The organism is Paenibacillus chitinolyticus (genome assembly GCF_045038035.1).
GTDB classification, from domain to species: Bacteria; Bacillota; Bacilli; order Paenibacillales; family NBRC-103111; genus Paenibacillus_F; species Paenibacillus_F chitinolyticus_A.
The window spans coordinates 2,509,547-2,529,901 of the sequence record NZ_CP173427.1; the positions used below are offsets into that span (position 1 = coordinate 2,509,547).

The window sequence follows — 20,355 nt, forward strand, 5'->3', positions numbered from 1 at the left end:
CAGGATGGCGCTGCTTATTTGCCGAGATTCTTGATAAAGAAATCGAGCTGATAATCGAGGGTAAGCGGATCGTTGAAGTAAAACTCTTTGGCGTTTGCTTCGAACACATGGCCGTTTTTAACCGCCGGGATGTTTTTGTACGTTTCCGTCTGCTGGAACGAATGATCGGCGTCCGGATTTTTACTGAAGATGACATAATCGCCGGCATACTGCGGCAGAACTTCGGCCGACAAAGCGTAGTAGCCGTCTTTGAGCGCCATTTCTTTCACTTTATCGGGCATTTTCAGCTTCATTTCCTGATAGAGGATTTCCGTGCCGCGTCCCCAGTTATCGCCGAAGACGTACAGCTGTTTGTCGAAGCTTTCAATGACGGAAATCGTTTTATCCGCTCCGATTTTGGCTTTAATCTCGTCCCCGGCCTTGGCCGCCCGTTTTTTGAAATCGTCGACCCAAGCTTTGGCCTCTTTTTCTTTATTGAGCAGTTTGCCGATCTCCAGATGCTGCGTGAGATAATCGACTTTTCCGTATGTAAAGGTAACGGTGGGGGCGATCTGCTTCAGCTTGTCGACGTTTTTGATATTGGAGAGACCGATGATCAGATCCGGCTTCAGTTCGATGATTTTCTCCAGACTTTCGTCGGAAACTTCTTGAACGTCCTTTAATTTGTCGAAACGGGGATTCTTTTTGGACCAGGAATCCACGCCCACCAGGTTTACGTTGAGTGCCATCACGTTGCCGGTGAAGGACGAAAGCACGATAATACGCTGGGGATTTGCGGGAACTTCAACCGGACCGCTTTCGGACTGGTAGGTGATGGTAGCAGGCTGCTTGTTGTCCGCAGCGCCTCCTTTATCGGCGGTGGTTTCCCGCTTGGCACCGCAGGCGGATAGAGCGAGAACCAGAACGAGCAGGATGGGTAGCAGAAGTTTTTTCATGCTGTCAATCTCCTTTTATTAAATTATAGGTGCAGCACATCGGCTTGTTCGTACGCGGATCGCGGCCGATCTCCGCGTCGATCTGAAACACTTGCTTCAGAACTTCATGGCTTATTACTTCTTCGCAATTCCCGGCTTTTACGACTTCGCCGTCTTTAAGGGCGATGATATAGTCGGCGAACCGGGCAGCTTGGTTGAGGTCGTGAAGGACCATGACAATAGTGCGTCCCTGCTCCAGGTTCAGCTTTTGCAGAAGCTCAAGAACTTCCAGCTGATGCGCCATATCGAGGTACGTGGTGGGCTCGTCGAGGAAAATAATGTCCGTCTCCTGAGCCAGCGCCATGGCGATCCAGACACGCTGCCGCTGTCCTCCCGATAAGGCGTCGACGGGGCGGTACTTGAATTCATTCGTGCCCGTGACCTCCAGCGCCCAATCGATGACCTCGTAGTCCTTCTTCGATAACCGGCCGAAGCCCGTCTGATACGGAAACCGGCCGTAGGATACGAGTTCGCCGACCGTAAGCCCGTTTGCGCTTTCCGGGGACTGGGGGAGGATGGCCATTTTTCGGGCCAAAATTTTAGTGTTTTCCTTGGAAATCAGTTCGCCGTCCAGAAGGATAGAGCCCGACTGATGGGAAATAATCCGGGTAGCGGCTTTCAGCAGGGTCGATTTGCCGCAGCCGTTGGCGCCGATAATCGTCGTGATTTTTTGGTCGGGAAACGATACGCTCAAATTTTTAACGATTAAACGTTCCCCATACCCGATATTCAGTTCATCTGTATATAGGCGAACCATGATGCAACCCCCAGTAGCTGTGTAAAAATAAAGACCGAATTAATTGATAATGATTATCATCGTCATCTCATAACATACTTTAAAGGGGGACAAAACATTTGTCAACCCGCATTTTGACTTGTAAAATTCAAAAAAAGGTCGTATATTTTATTGAGAATGATAATCAATCACAACTCTAAGGCAAGGAGTGAGGGTACATGAACGAGAAAGAACTATTCGATGTGACCGTCATTGGAGGGGGACCGGCGGGTCTCTACTCCGCTTTCTATAGTGGATTAAGGGAACTCAAAACGAAGATCATCGAGTTTCAACCGCATTTGGGCGGGAAAATTCATGTGTACCCGGAGAAGATGATTTGGGACGTCGGGGGACATACGCCTCTTACCGGGGCCCAGCTCATTGAAAAGCTGGTGGAACAGGGATTGACGTTCCGTCCCGAAGTGGTGCTGAATGAGAAGGTGGAATCGATTAACCGCAACGAGGAAGGAAATTTTGTTTTACATACCGCTTCCGGGCAAACGCATTATTCCAAAACGGTGATCGTGGCTGTCGGCGGAGGAATCTTGAAGCCGCAAAGGCTGCAAATCGAGGGAGCGGAGCGGTATGAGGTTGCGAACTTGAACTACACGGTGAAATCGCTGCAGCGCTTCAAGGACAAGACGGTGATCATTTCCGGGGGCGGAAATTCGGCGGTCGACTGGGCGAACGAGCTTGAATCCGTAGCGCAGCAGGTATATCTGACTCACCGCAAAGATGCGTTAACCGGGCATGAAGCGCAGGTTAAGCAGTTGATGGAAGGATCCGCCGTCTGCTTCCTGAATTCGTCGATCACGAGGCTGATCGCCGCTTCCAGCCACGACATTATCGAGTATGTCGAACTGACGAATCACCTGACGGGTGAGCTTACACAGGTGCCGGTCGATGAAGTGATCATCAATCACGGCTATGAACGGGACAGCACTCTGCTCAAAAGCAGCGGGCTGGATATTGAGCTTGCGGACGATTTCTACATTGCGGGCAATGCTTCAAGCGTCTCGACAGTGGAAGGCCTTTATGCGGCCGGGGATATTTTGAAGCATGACGGCAAGCTGCATTTAATCGCCGGCGCTTTCCAAGATGCGGCGAATGCGGTCAACCAGGCGAAGCAGTATATCCAGCCCGGCTCGGACAAAACCGGCATGGTTTCCTCCCACAACGAAATATTCAAGAAGCGGAACCGCGAGCTTGTGAAGCAGATGATGGGGTAGGAGCGATACGTTCCGGTACGGGATGCAAGACCCAAAAGGTTCGTGTACCGCCTTGTTCTCAAGGCAGGTTCAGGAACCTTTTACTCGTACGGGGACAAGTTTCTCCGGGCGGCCGTTCTATGAGAAGAGGGGAATCTCGGACACGCCGGGCATGCTTTTGCACACAGGAGCGAACCGAGACGCCCCCCGCAGACTAATCTTCCATGCTTTTTTAAACGGGCTGCCGGGAAGTTTTCGACATGCCGTAAAAGTCCGGATACATAAGCTTAAACCCGAACGATTGGTACAACCGGATTCCCGGCGTATCCGAGATGACAATCACCTGGGAACCTTCGGACGTATTCTTTTCCAGGTAAAGGACAATTTCCTTCATAAGCGTGTCTTCGATACCAGTTCCTTGATCCCGGCAAGAAGGATGCACCAGTACATCCGCCACTTGAAAATAGCAGGCTCCATCCCCGACGATTCTTCCCATTCCCAAGAGCCGTGAATTCTCGTCACGCACAGCAACCGAGAAAATGGAGCCGTTCAAACCGGCCGCGGCTGCGGCTTCTTCCAAGGGAGCTAACCCTGCGAATCTCCTCAACTCGGCATACTCCACGGGGCTTGGCCGCTCATAACTAACGTTCATATCCACCTCTCCTTTCTTTTTATATCCTCACTATACAACATAGATGCAAGTGATAAGGAAGCGGTGATATCGTGGTGGATTTTAGGAAGTCGGCGTACATAAACATTATCTTAACACTTTAAACTTTTAGTTTAGAAATTCCGGCTTCCTCCCGTAAAATCAAAAAAGAACCGCGCAAAGCGGTGCTTTTTAGGTAAGTAAGCGGCGTACGAGCCGCTTCGCTGGATGATTTTAATTACTATATCTGGTAGATTGATGACTGTATGGTATAATCCATTATTAATTTTATTTTGAAAAGAAGATAGGGTTCGAAAATGTTTAACCATTTTGTTTTTACATCTCCGGCTGATACACTAACAGAAGGACAACCGGTCAGACGGCTGTCATTGAAATGATCTGAAATTGTGGAGTAACCAGGAGGAGATTATCATGCTGGCGATTCTTGAGAAAGCCCCGGACGGATACGTCGCACGTTTTGACCGTTCTTTCAGGCATTCCGCCGAGGCGGTTTGGTCCATGCTTACGGAGAATGACAAGTTGTCCCGCTGGTTTTCCGAGCTGGAGACAGGGGAGCTGCGTGAAGGCGGATTTATCCGATTCAACATGCCGGACGGCAGCTTTATAAAGCTGGACATTTTGGAGGTTAAACTCTGTTCCGTACTTGAATATACGTGGGGAGAGGACCGGGTCCGCTTTGAGCTGTATCCTGAATCGGAAGGCTGCCGGCTGGTTTTGACCGAAAAGCTGCAAGCCATAACCGCGCACACTCCGAAAGATCTCGCAGGCTGGCACGTATGCCTGGAGGTGATCCGGCTCCTGCTGGACGGAGAGGAAATCCCCTCCCGGAAGAAGGAATGGGAAGCATGGTACGAGAAATACTCCCGTCACGTGGATACGTTTCTTGCCGAAGAGGGCAGGCAGGGGAACTGAGACGGTATAGGAGGGGATGCGGGACGGACCGGTAAGGACGGCATTAGATGCACGGCAAAAAAGCGGGAGCCCCGAGGTGAATTCCGGACTCCCGCTTTGAAAAGCAGTCATAGTTTTAATCTTCCATCGTAGCCAACCGGATAAACCGGCCCGCCGGAATAGTCCGGAAGATGAGTATATTCCTGATATTCGGGACTGGGTGTAAATGCAGCAAATCCTTCTCGATGTTTTCTTCTCATTCTGACATACAAACGGATGTAACGGTCCACCGTTATTTTTTCATGTCTTCTTTTAAAAGGATTCCACACTTTAATATAGGTGCTCCAATAGGCATCTCCAGCCGAAACTTCAAATTCTCCCGCTCCGAATATTTTCCCTTTATTGCTCAAGGCTTGTTTAACTGCGTCGGCCCCGACTTTTTTGACAAGATCTTCTAAACGCTGACCAAGATAAGCCTGGGCGCAACCTAAATACACGCAAGCGGCTAATACAGCAAAATCTCCGGGACCATAGGATTCGGACCAAAGTACAATGTCCCATCCTGTTTCAACGCTGTTCTTCATATCTTGAAAAGTACTAGGCATTTTAACCTCCTGAGATGGAATAGTAAACCTTTTATGGATATATGTGTTCAACAGCTTCTCTAATTCTTAATGCACAAAATAAATCTAACCAAACCAAAAACCCGGCAGCAGATCGTCGATCCGCTGCCGGGTTTTTTTCAGTTAAAAGACTACTTGGACGAGACCGACTTATACCAGTCGTTGACTTCTTTCGTAATTTGCTCGCCGCCGTTTGCTTTCCAGTTGGCGACAAATTCGTCAAAAGCCGTAATGGGCAGTTTGCCGTAAATAATTTTGTTGAACGTTTCCATTTCCGATTGACGGAGAAGGTTCCATTTGGATACCATCGTCGGCGTAGCCGCGCCTGTAAAATAGTTCTGCTTGCGGATGTCCTTCTGGGACATGACGACTTTGGCAGCCGCCCAGTTTTCCGGTTTGCGGAATTCGGCCATCTGCTTCTCGTAAGGGGTCTCCGGTGTTTTACCGTCGGCGAGCTTCACGAGCGTTTTCATATACAGATCCGGAATTCGGGCAGGACCGGTCAAGAACGGGAACTCATTGGAGAAATTTTTGATTTTCTCTTTGTCGCTGGTCGGTTTCCCGTCGATGAGATCCCAGTCGTAGCCTTTTGCAAAGCCGTATTCATATTTGCTTCCGGCTGCCGGGTTAGCCAGATTGTCGAGCAGGTAGTTGTAATACAGGAAAATCGCTTCCGGATGTTTGGCGTCTTTGTTGATCATAATACTGGCGTTAACGCCGGAATTTTGCCATTTCGTCCCGATTTGGCCGTTAGGTCCGGCAGGGATCGGATAGGCTTTATATTTAGCGCCCTTTACGTTTTTAAGCAGATCCGGCGCGGGCCAGTCCGGTACCCAGTTGGCTCCGGGCAGAATGCCCGCGGTTCCCTTGGTCCAGCTTTCCGCCGATTTGGCTTCGTCCCACAAAGCGGAATCCGTGTGGATGTAGCCTTTGTCCATCCACTCTTTCAGCTTGGCGAGGGCTTCCTTGGCACCGGGGTTGGTGGAGCCGTATTCAAGGCTGCCGGAAGCGTCCTTGTTCCACTGCTCCTGGATCGTCCCGTAAGCGCCGAACAGCCAGTCAAGCGAACCCATCCAAGTGTTCGTATTGTTTTTCAGCGATATCGCAAGCGGAAAAACATCTTTCGGAGCGAGACCGTCCGGATTTTGGTTTTTGAATTTGTCCATGATATTTTCCAGATCGGCAATCGTCTTAGGCGCCTGAAGGTTCAGCTTTTCCATCCAGTCTTCGCGAAGCCACAGCAGGGTGTCGTCATTGTCGGTATACTCGAGAATGGGCATGTTGTATTTCTTGCCGCCTCTTGTGAACGGATACCATAATTCCGGATGCGCTGCGGAATGATCTTTTAAAATTTTGTTGGCGTATTTGTCGAAAAGCTCGTCAATCGGCATGAACTGGCCGGAATCGATGAGCTGATTGGTCAGTACCGGATTGGTCGGCACGGATACGAAGTCGGGCAGTTTTTCACCCGAAGCGATCGCAAGCTGCAGCTTTTGCTTATATTGGTCATCATTGGCCGGATACCAGGTATCCTTATGTTTAATGCCTAACGTTTCCAGCATCCAGCGGTCGTGGACGTTGTTCTCCTTGGTGTCGCCCTGAACGTACTTCTTGGGCATCAGCACCGAGCTGATTTCAATCGGCGGATCATATTTTCCTTTGGAGAAGGCGGCTTCGGCTCCGGAGGAAGCGGTGCTGCCTTTCGATGTGTCATTGGATGCCCCGCCGCAGGCCGTAAGCGTGACAAGTCCCGCCGTGATGAGAACCGATCCCAATTTCCTGAACTTGACCATTCTTCATTTCCCCCTACTTGTGTGATCCTTACATGTGTTACTGTATCAACTTTCCGGGGAAAGCATCTATATGAGTTTGTTAGTTTCGATAGGAATCTGTCATGGTAATAAAGCCCCGTCCCGGTATTCCTGGGGGGTAACCCCGAAATGGCGCTTGAACACTTTGATAAAATAGGCCGGGTCCATGTAGCCGATTTCCATGCTGATTTCATACACTTTCTTGCCGGTGGCCTTGAGCAGATGGCAGGCGCGTTCCATGCGAAGCCGGGAGATATAATCGCTGATGCCTTCGCCCGTCTCGATCTTGTATATTTTGGACAAATGGGTCGGATGCAAATTGATATGGTCCGCCAAAGCCCGCAGGGAGACGTCTTCGTGCAAATGTTTATCCGCATACTCCTGTATCTTCTTCACGTACTGCGAGCGGCTGTCCTTGACGCTGCTGGAGCTGACTTCTTTGAGCTTGTTGAGCACGCCTAGCGACCATTTTCCGAGTTTTTTGATGGTGACAAAAGCCTCTCCGCTCTGCAGCGCTTCCATATCTTCTGTCCCGAGCAGCTTCGTGAGCGTATAGCCGCTGCGGTGGGCGAGATTGCTGAAGGATGCGGAGATGAGGAATCCGGCTTCCATGCAGTGCTCCCAGGATTCCGGCCATTTCTCCTCCAGCTCCGTACAAACGGCCGCCAGTTTGGCTTCCGCCGCATCCCAATGGCCGGCCTCCAACAGGTTAATGAAGGAGGGGGGGACGTACAGCGCGTTCAGCGGCCCCTGCGCCGGCGTGTGGTCGACTTCGTTGACGCGTACAACGAAATCCCGTTCGTCGCCGACGATTTCCCGGAAATAGGCGGAAGCCTGCCGGAAACGGTCGGGCAGCTGCTCCGGAAAGGGGAACCATTCCGTGATGACGATGGAGAGGGAGCCTTTCAGGAACTGCTTCACTTTGTGCTGGAGCTGCTGGGACAGCTTCTCCAGGAGGGTTTCTTGTCCGGCGCCGCCGGCGGATTCTTTTAGCTGCAGGAGAAACACAAGATAGCCGTGCTCCTCCTTGACGCCCCACACTTCCATGAATTCGCCCATGATCTCCTCGGCCATATTCATGATTGCATATTCGATCAAGGGCTGTCCGTTGTTCTTGTACCGGCCGAATTCTTCTTCGAGCCTGACGAGCATTAACGCGCTGTTCTCAAAATGGAACGGCAGCCCGTAGTCGCTGAGCTTCCGGTACCATTCGTCCGTGGACAGACGGCGGCCTTGCAGGGCATCGAGCAGAAACTGTCCGCGCAGAATAGGCAAATTCTCGCGCAGCGTATGCCGGGTGCGCTCCAGTGAGCTGATCAGCTCCCATTCGGCGCTAAGCTGATCCATCGCGGTTTTGACGGCGCCGAACAGCTCCCGGTCGGTCGGCGGCTTAAGCAGATAATCGACGGCGTTGTGCCGGAGCGCTTTTTTGGCGTATTCGAATTCCGAATGTCCGGACAGGATGATGCATTTCATCTTCTTGTCGCGGATTCTTATTCGTTCGATCAGCTCGATGCCGGTCATTTCGGGCATCTGAACGTCCGAGATTACGATGTCGATCGGATGAGTATCGATGATCTGCAGCGCCTCGCCGGCGGAGTAAGCCCGGTGCACCTGTTCGATTCCGAGTTCGTGCCACGGCTTGTGCAGCGACAAGTTGTCTACCCAGTGGGCTTCATCGTCAACAATGATCATTTGCATGTTTAAGGTCTCCTTGAGGTCTCGAATAGTCGGATGTTTGTGCGGCAGGAGGAATCTCCCAGACGATTTCGGTCCGGAGTCCGCCAAGCGGCGATTTGACGAAAGCCAGATAAGACCGGCTGCCGAATTGGTGCATGATGCGCTGATTCGTGTTCCACAAGCCGCAGCCCATTTCTTCCTGCAGAGGCTCCCGCATTTTCCGGTTCAGCGCCGACTCCTGCTCGGCACTCAATCCCGGTCCGTCGTCATCGACATAGATTTTGCAGAAGCCGTCCGATATCTCGCCGGTGATCCGGATTTCGCCGGAGGCATAGGATTTGCCGACTCCGTGAATGACGGAGTTTTCCACAATCGGCTGGAGGATCAGGCGCGGAACGGACTGGCTGCGTATGTCTTCGGGAATCTCGATCCGGTAGTCGATCCGGCCGTTCCGGAGCTTCTGGATATCGAGATAGTTGACAATCAGCTTGATCTCTTCTTCGAGAGAGGCTGTCTCCCGTTCCATCCGTGTGGTATAGCGGTAATAGGCGCTCAAATTATAAGCCATCGCGACGACGGCTTCCTCATCTTTCATCTGGGCCATGTTAATAATGTAGCCCAGGCAGTTATACAGGAAATGAGGATTAATTTGAGCCTGAAGCTGTTTGAGCGTCGCTTCCCGGGCACGTATTTTCTCGTTGAACACGTTCTCGATAAGGTCCTGGATCTGGCGGGACATATCGTTAAACCGGTAGAACAGGAACGAAAATTCGTTATGGTCCCGGGTATGCAGGCGGACGGAATAGTCTCCGCGCTGAACACGGCGCAGTCCGTTGATCAGCTTGAGAATCGGCTTCTGGACGTTCCGGTACAGCAGAATCGAGGCCGAAATGCCGACAACGAACAGCAGGAACATCGAGAAGTAGAACAGATTCCGGCTGAACGAAATGGGTCCCAGGATCTGATCGAGCGGAACCACATCAACCAGATGCCAATCCAGGTAGGACGATTTTACGGAGCTGACCAGATAATTTTTGCCGTCCAGCTTGACGACATGCTGCGCCGTAGTGTCGGGAGAATGCTCGTCCAGGTAGACTATCAATTGCTCCGACAGGCGCTTATCCGCACTGCGGTTCAAGATCGGGGTATCCCCTTTATGGTAAAAAAACGGATCGCCTTGTCCGCCCGCTTTGTAGGTATCCAGCATATTCTGGATATTCTCATAACTGAAGCTCGCCTCGACGACGAGACTGCTGCCCGTCAACATGCCGGGCTGGGCCAGAGAGTCATTATAGAACCAGTAAAAAGCGTTCAGCCCTCCCGGAGCTTTGCCGCTTCCGTCCCCGTACGTCCATTTCCCGCTCCTGTTGTTCTGTAAATATTCCTCGTCGAAAGCCGGAGATTTGTAATTGGAGATGACGTCTTTGTTCTGCTGGGAATAGACCGCGTACCGGGCCGGCCAAATGTCGGTCACCCTCGACTGGAGCGCCATTTTCTCCTGAATGACATACCGCGTCTGCATCCGGTCGTAGCGGTCTTCCCATATATTCAATCCGTTGAATTTACTGACATTCGGATCTTTCGCAAAGACCAGGCTGAAATCCATCATCTGACTAATGCGCGAATCGATCTGACCGGACAAAAACGTGAGCTGCTTGGTGCTGGACTTCTGCAGTTCTGTGCTTACGACATTGAAAGTCACGTCGTTTGAATACGTATACACAAGAATAATCGGGATAAAAAGAACGATGATCAAGGTGTTCATTTTGGCAAACAGACGGAATCTGTACCGCGCTTTTCCCCGGACTTTCGTAACCATTCCCGTTAATCCCAAACCCATTCCGATCTCCTCCAGACCCTGCCCCTAATAAATCCCTATGGAAGCCTAACATTGTACTATAGTCAGCTTTCCGAAATACTTGCTACTATTTATAGCAGAGATTCATCGAACACACAAAATAATTTTTGGGGCGGGAGAGAGCGATGGAAGCTAACGCGGTACGGCAGGCGAATGCCGGGATAGCCCGGCGCACAGACAGAAAAAAAGGCTGCAAGCAGCCATGGATCCTGCATTTGATGGTCCTTCCGGCGGCTGTTCTCGTGTTTATATTTTCGTATATCCCCATGTCGGGGATTATTATGGCTTTCCAGGATTATAAACCGGCGCTGGGGATTTCGGGCTCTCCCTGGGTCGGATTGAAACATTTCCGGTATATGTGGGAAAACGATTATTTTTTAAAAATTACGTGGAACACGTTGTTCTTCGCTTGTTCGAAAATGGTCATGAATCTGATCATTCCGTTTTTCTTTGCTTTGCTGCTTAACGAAGTGAGGAAAATGGCGCTGAAAAGAACGATTCAAACGCTCGTCTATTTGCCGCACTTTCTGTCCTGGGTGACGCTTTCGGGAATCTTGATCGATATGCTCGCTCAAACCGGACTTATCAACCAGTTTCTTGTTGCCGTGTTCGGCATCAAGCCGATATTCTTCCTGGGAGACGGCAGCTGGTTCCGGTTCACGATCATTTTCAGTGACGTCTGGAAGGAATTCGGTTTCAATACGATCATCTTCCTGGCGGCGCTCTCCGGCATTAACCCGTCGCTGTATGAAGCTGCGGAAGTAGACGGGGCCGGACGCTGGAAGCAGACGTTCTACATTACGATTCCCGCGCTCATCCCGATTACGATCGTGATCGCGACTCTCGCGCTCGGCAACGTGCTCAACGCGAACTTTGACCAGGTGTTCAACCTGTACAGCCCACTCATTTACCGGCAGGGCGATATTATCGATACGTTCGTGTACAGAGAAGGTCTTCTCAGCGGGCAGTTCAGCTTTGCCACGGCCGTCAGCCTGTTCAAATCGTTCATCAGTCTGATCCTGATCGCGGTCTCGTACAGACTGGCCTACCGGTTTGCCGGGTACCGAATTTTCTAGAAAGGGAGCGAGCGCATGTATCATAAAACACTGCCATACCGGATATTCAGCCTGTTCAACCATGTGTTTTTAACGGTTCTGGCCATTCTTTGCCTGCTTCCTCTGTATCACCTGCTGATGGTGTCCCTCAGTGCTTCGGCTCCGGCGAATGCGGGACTGGTCACCTTCTGGCCGATCGGATTTACATTCGAAGCCTACGCCAAAACTTTCGATAACGCGAATTTCTTGTCGTCATTGTGGGTGTCCGTGCAAAGAACCGTGATCGGAACGGCGCTGGCTCTGGTCGTAAATACCATTGCCGCTTACGCGCTGTCCAAAGAAAGTCACGTATTCCGCGCGCGCAATCTGTATCTCTGGTATTTTGTCGTGACGATGCTGTTCAGCGGAGGACTTATTCCAAGCTATATTTTGATCCTGAAGCTCGGACTTATGAACACGTTGATGGCCCTTATTCTTCCCGGGCTGGTGGGCGTCTTTAACATTATTCTGCTCATGAACTTCTTCCGCACGGTGCCCAAAGACCTGGAGGAAGCGGCTTTCATCGACGGGGCCGGACAGTTCCGCACGTTCCTGAGCGTATACCTGCCGGTCTCCCTGCCTGTCGTGGCTACCGTCTCCTTGTTTATGATGGTCGGTCACTGGAATTCGTATTTCGACGGGATCATCTACATCCGGGATTCGGAGAAGCTCCCGCTTGCCACGTTTATGCAGACGATCATCGTGCAGGCCGATATGTCGAAGCTGGACCCGGCAGCCGTTGCCAGCCTGTCTCAGCGTACGATCCGGGCGTCGCAAATCTTTATCAGCGCTCTGCCTATTTTGCTCGTGTATCCTTTCTTGCAGCGCTATTTCGTAACCGGCATCGTGGTAGGCGCGGTGAAAGAATAGGCCGGTTAACCACCGGAAACTAACTTATCTATAGAAAAAACAGAAAAAACCATGTGGAGTTTTATCGCTGAAAACCGTGCGCCGCACGGTTTTTTTGGTTGGATGCAAGTTTCGGCGAACCGGTTATGCAACTTTTGACAGGAGATAACCGTGTTTTTACCGAAGGAGGAGAACATGAATGAATCGTTGAGTCTGGAAGACGTTTACCGCAAGTATTTCAAAGACCTATACGCTTATCTGTTTTCCTTGTGCAAAGATCACCATTTGACGGAAGATATTCTTCAGGAAACGTTCTATAGGGCGTATGTGAACCTGGAGGATTACAGCGGAACAAGGATCAAACCGTGGCTTTTTACAGTGGCCAAAAACACGTATATCGACTATTTGCGCAAGCACAAACGGATGGATTTGAAACGGGATGAATTTTTTGCTCAAGTACCTGTTAAGGGGTCTACCGAACAAACTTTTTTGGAGAAAGAAGGGAAAGAAGCAATCGTGCTGGCGGTTTCTTCGCTTCCGGATAAGTACCGGGATGCCGTGCGGCTGTGTGATGTGGAGGAAATGTCCTGCCAGGCGGCGGCCGATGTTTTGAACCTGAAGCTTTCTACGTTAAAAAGTCTGCTTTTCCGGGGGAGGCAGAAATTACGGCAAATGAAAAGGAAGGAGAGTGAGCCCGGCCATGAACCGTCAGGATCCGTTTAGAGAACGCCTAAAAGCATTCAGAGAAGGAACATTGTCCGAAGCGGACGAGCGTGAAATGGAAGAAGAACTCGATAAATTGGATGCGTACAACGCGCTGCTGGAAGAGGAGACGGGAGGAAATGTTCCCGGAAAACAAAGCGAGGAGATGATTATCGGCAGAAGCAAGTGGAGGTCCAGATGGACTTCCACCCTGATTACACTTGTCGTCCTGCTGCTGATTTTGCCCGTATCGTATATGGGAACACTCGTCTATTATGCGCTTCATCCTTCCTTGAATGCGAACAAATTGATTGAAGTTCTGGACAAAACCGTCTATGTCACCGAACCGAATATGACCTTGGAAGAGAGGAAGATCGAAACGCAGGTGCATCCGTTGTCGCTGACCGTCGATATGGAGCTGTGGAAAAAAGTCGGGAACCGGGACATCCGTGCGGGAAAGCAGACGACTTCCTTTATACTCGGAAGGCCGAACGGTTTTCCGAAGGTGGAGTACTTTACGGATGCTCCGCCGTCGAAGGTTCCGACGGTAGAGAACCGGATGCTCGTTCATCCCGGGTTTCCGAGCTTGCCGTATTTGACGGGCACGGAATGGCGGCGGCTTGAAAAGCTGCCGGAAGGGACAGTGGCCGAAGCCTACGTTTCGCTGAACCGCGTTGCCGGCACGGACGAAGCGCTCAAAGCGCTTCGAAGCGGCTCGGTCGAAGTCGTATGGTACGCGGCAGACACCGGCTTCGAGCAGCGGGGCGTGGACAGCGATGGCCGCGTGATTGGACCGATCGGCTATCCGGCACAGGAGGATTGGGACGCGTGGTCGCCTTTTAACGATACGAAAGAAAACGCGGAGCAGTTTATGGATACCCTCGTTTTTCTGAAAAACTATGAAAAGATGGCGGCATTATTTTCCGGCGCCCAATCGCTGGAACTGGAGAAGAGAATCCGGTATTTGAAAGACAACGGGATCAAAACGTATGGAGTTGTCGTGACAGGGCCTGTCAAGGATTTGGCCGCTCTGCGCAACAACGACCTGGTCCGGGGAATTAAAGTCGGGGAGGTCCGGCTATGGAACTGACTTCATGGTTTGCCGGTTATAAAAAGAAAAGGCCCGGCAACGGAAAAAACGGCAGGGCGGGCAGCCCTTTTCTCAAAGAATCGTGGGCGGGGTATATGTCCTGCAGTGTGGCGGTGGTTCAGCTGGCTGTTATTAATCTCACGTTTCTGTTTAATGTGTGGACGCTGGACGTTCTTGAATTTCTTTTTGCCGCCAGCACGTTAAGCGCGCTAACCGGTCTGTTCCTGCGGAACCGGAATAAAAAGCTGTGTCTCTGGGCTCTCGCGATCCAACTGGCTTATGTTCTTTTCCTGGCGGTGATATTCGTGACGGGCTGGATGATTAACCCGAAGCCATGATCGGCAGCGGAACCGGGAGACGCGAGACGCGAGCTAAGGCGCCCCGCTGAACGATCAGCGAGAGCCGCTGTGAAGAGCCTCCGTATCGGAGGCTTTTTTTGTTTGTAAGAACCAAAGTGCTGAGGCGCTAAATATCCGGTTCGGGAGGGTGGCCGATGCCCTAAGTAAACGATTGTATATAAATGTAAAAAGGTATCTCTTTTTAACAGGGAAGGGGGGCTTTTAGTATTAAGAGTGGAAGGGTCTATTCATTCAATCATACATCGGAGGGGGGGGAATGAAGAAACCGGAAAGCAGCCGAAAAGCAATAGGAAAGCAACAACGGAAGCCGGACCCGACCTATGTCTCTTATGCGCAGGACCGGAAAAACGATCTCAAGTCCTTCACAAAGAAATGAGGATGAGTAAATGAAAACAAATCAAGGAATGAAAGCGAAACTTTCCTTCATGCTGACCTTTGTACTTGTATTCTCGATCGTTTTAAGCGCGGGCCGGCCCGCTGTGTATGCGGCTCCAAACCCGCTCGGGTTAGGAGCGGACGTGCAAACGGGAAAGGCACCGACAGACACTCCAGTTGCGGAAGAAACGTACGGCGGATCGGCTGAACGGCCGGTTCCGGACGTACGTCCCGGACCCGTGCCTCTGACCGCGCCGGCCGGCGGCACCGAAAATTTTGCCTTGAAGAAACCCGTCAAAGTTTCGGGCAATGAAGTGGATTACGGCTTGTATCCCGAGATGGCCGTGGACGGGGACATGGGGACCCGGTGGTCGTCCGCCAAAACGGACGATCAGTGGTTCGAGGTGGATCTTGGCGGGAAAAAGGAGATCGGCCAAGTGGTGATCCACTGGCAGACGCCCGCCAAATCGTACCGTGTGCTCACTTCCGTATACGGAGACGTATGGGAGAACATCCGGGAGAATGACGGCCTGATCCAATGCGAAGGCGGCAAAGAAGTGCTGAATTTCCCGTCCCGTGAAGCGAGATACGTCAAGTTCCAGGGCGTGGAGCGGGCCCCGGCGAGCGACGGCATCTTGTACGGGTATTCTTTTTACGAATTCGAGGTGTATAAAGAGGATCCGATCGCCAAAATTATCGGTGGCATTCAAAAGCTCGACCCGGTCGCGAAGGGGCAGACCTCTTTAAACCTGCCTGCCGTGCCGCCCGGTTATAAAATATCCGTGTACGGCAGCGACGCTCTGCCGGTCATCGACAAAGAAGGAACCGTTCACCCGCCGCTGTCGGACCGGACCGTCCAGCTCCTTCTGCAGGTGGAAAGCGAATCCGATCCTTCGCGGAAAGGAGTAACCGGCAACATCGGCGTGCATGTTCCCGGGTTGTACACACGGACACCGGATCTCAATCCCGAACCGAAAGTGATTCCTTCGCTGCGCGAATGGGCCGGAGGAACGGGCCGTTACGCCCTGTCGGCCTCCTCCAGAATCGTAATAAGCGAGCCGACCTTGCGGGAAACGGCCGAGATCGTCCGGACCGACTTGAAAGAGATGACCGGCCTGAATCCGGAAATCGTTCAAGGCAAAGCGTCCGCCGGTGACGTGTACATGGTCCTGGACCCGGCTATGAAGCATCTGGGCGCCGGAGGCTATCTGCTGGATGTGAAGGAGTCCGTTACGATTACAGCTCCGGAAACGAAAGGCGTCTTCTGGGCAACCCGATCGGTTCTGCAGATTCTGAAACAAGACCCCGAGCGCCGTCATCTTCCGGCCGGAACGGCGCGCGACTACCCCAAGTACGAGACGAGGGGGCTGATGATCGATGTCGCCCGGAAGTTTTACACGATTGATTTTTTGCGGAATTACGTGAAATTGCTGGCCTGGTACAAGATGACGGACCTGCAGATTCATCTGAACGATGACGTCGGGACTCCGTTTAAGAACGGGCAGCGGGCCGCCTTCCGTCTGGAAAGCGAGCGTTATCCCGGCCTTGCCAGCACGGACGGTCATTACACGAAGGAAGAGTTCCGTGAGCTGCAGCGTCTTGGAAGCGATTACAGGATTAATATCATCCCTGAAATCGATACGCCGGGCCATTCGCGTATTTTCACGACCTACGATCCTTCACTGGGCACGGACCACACTCTTGACATTACGAAGCCCGCAACCGTGGATTTTGTCAAAAGTCTTTTCGACGAATACATCGACGGCTACAACAACGGGGAACCGACGTTTCTCGGGCCGGATGTTCATATCGGAACGGACGAATATGGGGGGCCTTCTAAAGAGGTTTTCCGCGGCTACATGGATACGCTGATCAAGCACATCAACAGCAAAGGCAAGCATCCGTATCTGTGGGGCGGCCTCAATGAATATGCGGGGGTGACTCCCATCAGCAGCGAGGCCACCATGGACATTTGGTATGAGCCGTACGGAGGGCCGAAACAAGCGATGGATTTGGGCTATGACATCGTCAATTCCGATACCAACTATATGTATCTGGTTCCTCGGTTGTACCGCGATTATTTGAATACTCCGTTTCTTTACCGGCAGTGGGAGCCGGTGAAATGGCCGGGCGTTACGCTGCCTTACGGGCTTCCGCGGCTTAAAGGCGGCATGTTCGCCATCTGGAACGATATTTCGTACGAAACCGGCGTTTCGATGGACGATTCTCACGTCCGGATGCTGCCCGCAATGCAGGTGCTTTCTGAGAAAATGTGGCAGGGAGCGCGAGAAGACAGCGATTACGACGCGTTTATGGCAACGGCGGCCGGAATCGGCGAAGCGCCGGGCGTGAACCGCCTGCACCGGGTCAACACAGATCGGCCTGACGGCCTGGTGATCCGGTATCCGTTCGATGGGAATGCGGAAGACACTTCCGGAAACAAGCTTCACGGAAAAGGCGAGAATATCGCTTTTACCGAAGGAAAATACGGCAAGGCGGCCCAATTCCGGGGCGGAAAAAGTTACGTCGAGACTCCGATTGACACGATGGGCTTCGGCTGGACGGTTTCCATGTGGATCAAGCCCGAACGGGATAACCCGGACGATGCCGTACTGATGGAGTCGCCTATGGGGAAAATCAAGTTGAAACAAGGAAAAACGGGCAAATTGGGCTTTTCCAAAGAGGAGTACGACAGCGTATTCAACTACGAGGTGCCGGCTGACAAATGGACGCATCTTTACTTGACGGGGGATGCGATGGGTGTGTCGCTTTATGTGAACGGCAATGAATACGCCGAAAAACTCGGTCTGCCGGTCAGACGCATTCAGACGCTGATGCTGCCGGTTCAGAGAATCGGAAGCGAAACGAACGCCTTTAGAGGCGCGATCGACAATGTGCACATTTACAACGAGTTTCTTCCTTTGCTGGACGTCAACAATCTGGCTCTTCACCAAAAAGCGGAGTCTTCTCCCCTCGAAGCTCCCGAGCATACGCCGGGCAATACGATCGACGGCAATTTGTTCACCCGGTGGTCCAGCGCGTACGATGACGCTTCCTGGATGATCGTCGATCTCGGACAGTCTCAGACGATCAACAAAATCCAGATCGGATGGGAGACGGCGGCGGAGAAGTTCAAGCTTCTCGTATCCGAAGATAAGCAGACATGGACCAATGTCAAAGGGGGCGACACGATCCTGTCTTCCGCCGGGAAGCTGGACACCATCGACTTTCAGCCTGTAAAGGCGAGGTACGTCAAATTCCAGGGAGTCGAGAGAAAACCGGTAGACGGCACCAAATACGGGTACTCGATCTACGAGTTCGAAGTATACGGCGACGACAAAATGGCGCCGTACCAGGATTTGATCGCCGAAGCCGGCAAACTGCTGTCCACCGGAAAAGGCAGCCCGGATATACGCCGCCAGATGGAGAATCTGCTGCTGGAGTATCCGGTCCGTTTTGAAACGGTCATAGACTCGCTCCGCGATTTAAACGCCCGTTTAAAAGAGTCCATCAACCATCCGGGATCGGACCCCGATCCGGGGAGCCCGGGTGACGGAAGCGGCGGGACGGGTACAGGCGGCGGCTCAGGCGGCGCAGGCGGTACACAGCCTGACAGTGAGACCGGCTTGCTCACGCTGAAGCCGGGCGAAGGGGGAACAACTCGTCTTGGAAGCGAGATCAGTATCGAGATTCCTGCCGGAGCCTCGAAGGAAACCGTCACGTTCGGCATCCGAAAAATCTCGGAACCTTCCGGTCTTATTGGCGGGGGACAGGAGAGAGTCAGTCCAGTCTTTGAAGTGACGCGAAGCGCCGGCACGAGCTTGACAAAGCCGATTAAGTTAACACTGGCTTACGAAGCGGGGAAGGCGGGCGCGGGCCGTCAAGCCGCCGTCTTCACCTATGATCTCGTCCGGAAAGAGTGGACCCGGCTCGGAGGCGCAGCCGCGGGCGGCAAAATCAGCGTGGAGGCGGCCGACACGGGGATATTCGCCGTCTTTGCCTTGAAGGAGGACGGCGCGAATCCGCCTCCGCTTTTCCGGGACACCGCCGGACACTGGGCGGAGGAAGCGGTCTCCCGAGCGGCCGCGGAGGGGATTGCCGACGGGTATCCCGACGGCACGTTCCGGCCGGACGCCAGGGTGACGCGGGCCGAGTTCACGGTGCTGCTGGCAAGAGCGCTGCGCCTTGAAGGCACCGCGGCGCTGCCCGGCTTTGCGGACGCGGCCGATATCGGCGCCTGGGCCGGGACGGCGGCGGCTCAAGCCGTCGAAGCCGGAATCGTCGACGGCTACGAGGACGGCACGTTCCGGCCCGGGGCGGACATCACCCGCGCGGAGATGGCGGTCATGGCCGCCCGGGCGCTGAAGTTGGCGGCGGAGCCGACGGTGCAGACCGGTTTTGCCGACGACGGCGACATTCCGGTCTGGGCACGCGGGTATATCGGCGCAGCGGCCGGTCTGGGACTTGTCGCGGGACGCGACGGCGGCATATTCGCGCCGGGTGATCCGGCTTCGCGTGCGGAAGCCGTAACGCTGCTGCTGCGGGCCGCCGGCCGGAAATGAACAGCCGGCCGCGGTGTGAAGACCGAGGTGCCAAGCCCGCTTTATACTTGCCTGCGCCTTTGAAAAAAGGACGGAAGGTGGTATACTTTTGAGAAAAATCAAGCGGGGGTACATCGTATGACAGCAGCAAGCATTGATAAAATCGCGTGGATCTATGTGGAAAACGGCCGCATTCTTAGCGCCCGTTCCAAAGGAAAAGATACGTATTACATTCCCGGCGGCAAACGGGACCCCGGCGAAACCGACACGGATACGCTTGTGCGTGAAGTGGAGGAAGAGGTTTCCGTCCGAATCAAACCCGAAACCGTGACGCATTTCGGGACATTCGAGGCCCAGGCTCACGGAAAAGAAGAAGGAGTTCTCGTGCGGATGGCTTGTTACCAAGCGGACTTCGAGGGCGATCTAAGCCCGGCTTCCGAAATCGAAGAGCTGGTCTGGCTAGCTTACGGCGACCGGGAACATGTCTCTCCTGTCAGCCGGCTCATTTTCGACCGGCTTCACGAATTAAAGCTGCTTTTGTAGCCGGTAAAGCCGATAAAGTCGGTAAGTTCGGTAGGCGGCATCGGGCACATAAGAATTGTTGTATTCGTAGTTTACGTTTGAGACTGAATTTAAAACCAGTAGCGGCAAAAAATAGCCGCTGCTGGTTTTTTCATTCCAGGATAAAGTTCAACGATTTCTTAGACGGTGATTTGAAAGGGAAACATGGCGCAGCCGAAATGGTTTACTCGGCATACCGGGGGTCACGGATCAAGGCCGCGGGCCGGACCCTAATACCCGGTTCACTCCATCCGTGAAGGTAAGCAGGCCGTAAAAAGCGGATTTTACCGGGAA

The 20,355-nt window shown here is 52.7% G+C and carries 16 protein-coding genes; 9 read left to right on the forward strand and 7 right to left on the reverse strand.

What is annotated here, in order from left to right; translation table 11 throughout:
- Positions 1-14: 14 nt before the first annotated feature.
- Positions 15-935, reverse strand: coding sequence for an iron-hydroxamate ABC transporter substrate-binding protein (locus ACI48J_RS11560; protein WP_405082845.1), 921 nt, complete (start codon positions 933-935; stop codon positions 15-17).
- Between the two features lie 4 nt (positions 936-939).
- Entirely contained in the window at positions 940-1,731 is a 792-nt protein-coding gene (locus tag ACI48J_RS11565; RefSeq protein ID WP_405082846.1) for an ABC transporter ATP-binding protein, read from the reverse strand.
- Positions 1,732-1,928: 197 nt separating this feature from the next.
- Between ACI48J_RS11565 and ACI48J_RS11570 the strand changes: the two genes are divergently transcribed.
- Positions 1,929-2,978: an NAD(P)/FAD-dependent oxidoreductase gene (locus tag ACI48J_RS11570; protein ID WP_405082847.1), complete on the forward strand. Its 1,050-nt coding sequence runs from the start codon at positions 1,929-1,931 to the stop codon at positions 2,976-2,978.
- Between the two features lie 211 nt (positions 2,979-3,189).
- Here the strand turns inward: ACI48J_RS11570 and ACI48J_RS11575 are convergent, their stop codons facing one another.
- The gene (locus tag ACI48J_RS11575; RefSeq protein ID WP_405082848.1) at positions 3,190-3,609 is read right to left on the reverse strand and encodes a GNAT family N-acetyltransferase; all 420 of its coding nucleotides are present in this window, start codon (positions 3,607-3,609) and stop codon (positions 3,190-3,192) included.
- A gap of 429 nt (positions 3,610-4,038) precedes the next feature.
- Here ACI48J_RS11575 and ACI48J_RS11580 point away from each other — a divergent pair, with 429 nt between their 5' ends.
- A complete protein-coding gene (locus tag ACI48J_RS11580) occupies positions 4,039-4,539 on the forward strand; it encodes an SRPBCC family protein (protein WP_405082849.1) in 501 nt (166 codons plus the stop codon).
- A 107-nt stretch (positions 4,540-4,646) separates the two neighbouring features.
- Here ACI48J_RS11580 and ACI48J_RS11585 read toward each other — a convergent pair whose 3' ends face one another.
- From ACI48J_RS11585 to ACI48J_RS11600, 4 genes are all read right to left on the reverse strand, one after another.
- Positions 4,647-5,123, reverse strand: a complete 477-nt coding sequence (locus tag ACI48J_RS11585; RefSeq protein ID WP_405082850.1) for a hypothetical protein — start codon at positions 5,121-5,123, stop codon at positions 4,647-4,649.
- 149 nt (positions 5,124-5,272) lie between these two features.
- A complete protein-coding gene (locus ACI48J_RS11590; RefSeq protein ID WP_405082851.1) occupies positions 5,273-6,934 on the reverse strand; it encodes an extracellular solute-binding protein in 1,662 nt (553 codons plus the stop codon).
- Between the two features lie 99 nt (positions 6,935-7,033).
- Positions 7,034-8,653: a response regulator gene (locus ACI48J_RS11595; protein WP_405082852.1), complete on the reverse strand. Its 1,620-nt coding sequence runs from the start codon at positions 8,651-8,653 to the stop codon at positions 7,034-7,036.
- Positions 8,634-10,472, reverse strand: a complete 1,839-nt coding sequence (locus ACI48J_RS11600; protein ID WP_405082853.1) for a sensor histidine kinase — start codon at positions 10,470-10,472, stop codon at positions 8,634-8,636. Before ACI48J_RS11600 ends, ACI48J_RS11595 begins: the two co-directional genes overlap by 20 nt.
- 143 nt (positions 10,473-10,615) lie before the next feature.
- Between ACI48J_RS11600 and ACI48J_RS11605 the strand changes: the two genes are divergently transcribed.
- The 7 genes from ACI48J_RS11605 to ACI48J_RS11635 all read left to right on the forward strand — a co-directional run bounded on the left by ACI48J_RS11605 (position 10,616) and on the right by ACI48J_RS11635 (position 20,043).
- A complete protein-coding gene (locus ACI48J_RS11605) occupies positions 10,616-11,566 on the forward strand; it encodes an ABC transporter permease (protein WP_405082854.1) in 951 nt (316 codons plus the stop codon).
- 15 nt (positions 11,567-11,581) lie between these two features.
- Positions 11,582-12,454: a carbohydrate ABC transporter permease gene (locus ACI48J_RS11610; protein WP_405082855.1), complete on the forward strand. Its 873-nt coding sequence runs from the start codon at positions 11,582-11,584 to the stop codon at positions 12,452-12,454.
- Between the two features lie 174 nt (positions 12,455-12,628).
- Positions 12,629-13,156, forward strand: coding sequence for a sigma-70 family RNA polymerase sigma factor (locus ACI48J_RS11615; protein WP_405082856.1), 528 nt, complete (start codon positions 12,629-12,631; stop codon positions 13,154-13,156).
- Entirely contained in the window at positions 13,134-14,225 is a 1,092-nt protein-coding gene (locus ACI48J_RS11620; RefSeq protein WP_405082857.1) for an anti sigma factor C-terminal domain-containing protein, read from the forward strand. The genes ACI48J_RS11615 and ACI48J_RS11620 overlap by 23 nt, the downstream gene beginning before the upstream one ends.
- Complete coding sequence (locus ACI48J_RS11625) at positions 14,216-14,563, forward strand: hypothetical protein (RefSeq protein ID WP_405082858.1); 348 nt, start codon at positions 14,216-14,218, stop codon at positions 14,561-14,563. The genes ACI48J_RS11620 and ACI48J_RS11625 overlap by 10 nt, the downstream gene beginning before the upstream one ends.
- Before the next feature lie 407 nt (positions 14,564-14,970).
- Positions 14,971-19,521 (forward strand): discoidin domain-containing protein, encoded by a 4,551-nt coding sequence (locus tag ACI48J_RS11630; protein WP_405082859.1) that lies wholly within the window; start codon positions 14,971-14,973, stop codon positions 19,519-19,521.
- Between the two features lie 117 nt (positions 19,522-19,638).
- Entirely contained in the window at positions 19,639-20,043 is a 405-nt protein-coding gene (locus tag ACI48J_RS11635; protein WP_405082860.1) for an NUDIX domain-containing protein, read from the forward strand.
- Positions 20,044-20,355 lie beyond the last annotated feature (312 nt).

What these genes read in the sequence shown, in the direction of transcription:
- ACI48J_RS11620 (WP_405082857.1), top strand. Translation starts at nt 13,134, where the DNA reads ATGAACCGTCAGGATCCGTTTAGAGAACGCCTAAAAGCATTCAGAGAA.
- ACI48J_RS11595 (WP_405082852.1), bottom strand. Translation starts at nt 8,653, where the DNA reads ATGCAAATGATCATTGTTGACGATGAAGCCCACTGGGTAGACAACTTG.
- ACI48J_RS11585 (WP_405082850.1), bottom strand. Translation starts at nt 5,123, where the DNA reads ATGCCTAGTACTTTTCAAGATATGAAGAACAGCGTTGAAACAGGATGG.
- ACI48J_RS11605 (WP_405082854.1), top strand. Translation starts at nt 10,616, where the DNA reads ATGGAAGCTAACGCGGTACGGCAGGCGAATGCCGGGATAGCCCGGCGC.
- ACI48J_RS11630 (WP_405082859.1), top strand. Translation starts at nt 14,971, where the DNA reads ATGAAAACAAATCAAGGAATGAAAGCGAAACTTTCCTTCATGCTGACC.
- ACI48J_RS11635 (WP_405082860.1), top strand. Translation starts at nt 19,639, where the DNA reads ATGACAGCAGCAAGCATTGATAAAATCGCGTGGATCTATGTGGAAAAC.
- ACI48J_RS11615 (WP_405082856.1), top strand. Translation starts at nt 12,629, where the DNA reads ATGAATGAATCGTTGAGTCTGGAAGACGTTTACCGCAAGTATTTCAAA.
- ACI48J_RS11565 (WP_405082846.1), bottom strand. Translation starts at nt 1,731, where the DNA reads ATGGTTCGCCTATATACAGATGAACTGAATATCGGGTATGGGGAACGT.
- ACI48J_RS11625 (WP_405082858.1), top strand. Translation starts at nt 14,216, where the DNA reads ATGGAACTGACTTCATGGTTTGCCGGTTATAAAAAGAAAAGGCCCGGC.
- ACI48J_RS11570 (WP_405082847.1), top strand. Translation starts at nt 1,929, where the DNA reads ATGAACGAGAAAGAACTATTCGATGTGACCGTCATTGGAGGGGGACCG.
- ACI48J_RS11600 (WP_405082853.1), bottom strand. Translation starts at nt 10,472, where the DNA reads ATGGGTTTGGGATTAACGGGAATGGTTACGAAAGTCCGGGGAAAAGCG.
- ACI48J_RS11560 (WP_405082845.1), bottom strand. Translation starts at nt 935, where the DNA reads ATGAAAAAACTTCTGCTACCCATCCTGCTCGTTCTGGTTCTCGCTCTA.
- ACI48J_RS11590 (WP_405082851.1), bottom strand. Translation starts at nt 6,934, where the DNA reads ATGGTCAAGTTCAGGAAATTGGGATCGGTTCTCATCACGGCGGGACTT.
- ACI48J_RS11610 (WP_405082855.1), top strand. Translation starts at nt 11,582, where the DNA reads ATGTATCATAAAACACTGCCATACCGGATATTCAGCCTGTTCAACCAT.
- ACI48J_RS11575 (WP_405082848.1), bottom strand. Translation starts at nt 3,609, where the DNA reads ATGAACGTTAGTTATGAGCGGCCAAGCCCCGTGGAGTATGCCGAGTTG.
- ACI48J_RS11580 (WP_405082849.1), top strand. Translation starts at nt 4,039, where the DNA reads ATGCTGGCGATTCTTGAGAAAGCCCCGGACGGATACGTCGCACGTTTT.